The following is a 534-nucleotide window of genomic DNA, read 5'->3' as shown; positions in this document are numbered from 1 at the left end:
TGTGCATCGTGGTGTTCAACAACAACGGCATCTACAAGGGGACGGACGTGAACCCGACGGGCGGGTCGGACCCGTCGCCGATGGTCTTCGTTCCGGACTCGCGCTACGACAAGATGATGGAGGCCTTCGGCGGCGCGGGCGTCAACGTGACGACGCCGGACGAGCTGTACCGGGCGGTCAGCGCGGCGATGGACAGCGGGCGGCCGACGCTGATCAACGCGGTGATCGACCCCAACGCCGGGTCGGAGAGCGGCAACATCGGCAGCCTCAACCCCACCAGCGCCGTCCGCAAGGGGCCCAAGACCTGACGATCGAACGTTACTAAGGACGCCGGTTCTCCGGTTCCAGGCCGGGCGGCCCTGCCAGCGAGGGGTGGGGCCGCCCTTTTCAGACACAGAGCACCACCGGGAGGAACGACGATGGGAAAAGCTCTTGAAGGCGTGCGGGTTCTGGACTTCACCCATGTTCAGTCGGGTCCGACCTGCACGCAGCTTCTGGCGTGGTTCGGCGCCGACGTCATCAAGGTCGAGCGTC

At 66.1% G+C, this 534-nt stretch carries 2 protein-coding genes; both read left to right on the top strand.

Annotation, left to right across the window (positions count from 1 at the left end):
- Positions 1–308, top strand: a 308-nt coding sequence (locus tag ACFPMG_RS35335; RefSeq protein ID WP_377000882.1) for a thiamine pyrophosphate-dependent enzyme, incomplete at its 5' end; no start/stop codon positions are given.
- A 111-nt stretch (positions 309–419) separates the two neighbouring features.
- The coding region (locus ACFPMG_RS35330) for a CoA transferase (RefSeq protein ID WP_143271937.1) at positions 420–534 on the top strand (115 nt) is incomplete at its 3' end.

Source organism: Azospirillum himalayense, assembly GCF_042657465.1.
In the GTDB taxonomy this organism is placed as follows: Bacteria; Pseudomonadota; Alphaproteobacteria; order Azospirillales; family Azospirillaceae; genus Azospirillum; species Azospirillum himalayense.
The sequence above is the reverse complement of the archived record's forward strand: the minus strand, read 5'-3'. Positions and strand labels throughout refer to the sequence as shown.